Source organism: Prevotella conceptionensis 9403948 (assembly GCF_000312305.1).
GTDB lineage: Bacteria > Bacteroidota > Bacteroidia > Bacteroidales > Bacteroidaceae > Prevotella > Prevotella conceptionensis.
Window position 1 is genome coordinate 214,272 of the sequence record NZ_HE999448.1, and the last position, 1,850, is coordinate 216,121.

The following is a 1,850-nucleotide window of genomic DNA, read 5'->3' on the forward strand; positions in this document are numbered from 1 at the left end:
ATTCGCTGTGCAGCTTGCGTTTTCGTCGGCATCGAGGTCGAAGTTGAAATGGCCTTTAAGTCCCACGCGGTCTTGGTCGTATGGGGCCACGGCCCAGTCGGCATCTTTGCGCGTAAGTGGTGGTAGCAGCCTTTGGTTGAACAGCTCTCGCGCGCCGTCGCCCATTGCATCGTGTATCCACGTGTCGCGATAGGTGTATTCGAATATTTTGGGTGTTGCGTCGGCACGTTGTTTCCACGTGGTTTTGTCGGCGAAGAAAGGCGACGGAACGGGCGTGTTGTCTACCGTTCCACCTTTTTTCCATTCGCCGAACTTGTTTTTGTTGGGATGCCACGTGCCTCGGCAGTCGGTCACTTCGTAGGGGTTTCCTTTGTCGTCTACATCGCTTACGGTGAAGAAAATCTGGTATTCGTCCGAGTGGTTCAGGATGTCGTCGTTCATGAGTTTGCCTTCCTTGTCGAAGAAATAGAGGCACAACCCCCAACGTTTTAGCTTTCCGCCGATGATGCGGATATAGTCGGGACCTTGTTTTCCCGCATATTGTTCGAGGTAGGTAACGGTGCTTTGACGTTGCACTTGTACGCTAGGCCATTTGTCGGTGCCGTTGTGTATGATGGCAAACTGCTCTTGTCGCCACGGTGCGTTGTGGTAAACGAAGTTGCCGTGCATCATTCCATCGCCGTGCGAGTGCCCTTCTTTGAACATGGCCAGGCACGTAGCCCAGTTGGCGAATGCCCCAGTTGGGGTCGGGGTTGGCCATGGGTTGGGTGGTGCGTATCTTCTTCAGGCTGTCTACATACTTGTCAGCTCCGCTGTGCGGTATCGGTTTTGCCTCCAACGGATTGTCGTTGTAGTTGATGTTTACGTTGCCGAAGATGAAATCGTCGCAGGAGGTGAAGACGAGCGTTGTGGCAACTGCAAGCATTGTGACGATGGTTCGCGTGCGCCATGCGGCACCGTTTCTTTGCGAATTTGCCTTATTGGCGTTACTTGGTTGGTTTGTTTTATCCATGTCTTTGTTTCTTTTCTGAATTGCTGGGTGTGCCCCATTGGATAGGTTTGTGCGGTGTGTGTGCACCTGTTACATCGCTACCACGCTTTTGCGGTGTTTGTAGAAGAAGGTGGCGGGTTGTGTGAAGAGGAGCCATAGTTGCGCCGCATCTGCCGAGGGATAGAAACGTTTGGCATCTTGAACGCATTTGGCTTGACCGTCTTTCACGTCGGCGATGACGCGCACGGGTAGGGGATAGTCGATGTCGAAACTGTCCCAGCCCGATTGTATTTGGTTAAAGTCCCACAGGTAACCATTCTCGCTGTTGGCCGTATTCACGTATTTGGCCGGTTTTTCGGGCTCGCCCACATGCTGCTGGCCTTTGTTGAGGATGTTGCAGATTTTCACTTGGAGCGAAAAACAGATGTGGGCTTGCTTGAATTGCAGCACGCCTTTGAAACCCAGCCTATCGAGTGGTGCGCCTGCATCTAGGCTCCGTGCCTGCCTGAGCAACCCCACGGTTTCGCCATAGCGTTGCCTTGGCGCATCGGTGTCGGGGTCGATGAAGTCGTCGTTGTACGAGTCTACGAAGAGTTTTCCCAGTTCCTCCTCCACGGGGTCGGTGTCCCGATATTCGTAGGTGAACACTTCGGGCGTTATTTTGTTGAGTTCCATCATGTCCATCACCCGATATAGGTTATAGGTTTTACCGTCGGATGCCGTGTAGGGCTGTGTGGCTTCGGGCTTTCCAGAGCGTTCTATGGCTTTCCAAGCCAACTCGGGGCTGTATGGCACGTTGTTCTTTCCGTATTCGAAACCGCTGGGCGCGAAGACATTTGTGGCCGAAAACTTGGTGGCC

Annotated in this window: 2 pseudogenes; both read right to left on the bottom strand. The window is 53.2% G+C overall.

Annotated elements, in window-relative coordinates:
- Positions 1-925: pseudogene (locus tag BN93_RS10220) on the bottom strand (hypothetical protein); the annotation flags it as partial.
- A gap of 156 nt (positions 926-1,081) precedes the next feature.
- Positions 1,082-1,850, bottom strand: a pseudogene (locus BN93_RS10225) (hypothetical protein); the annotation flags it as partial.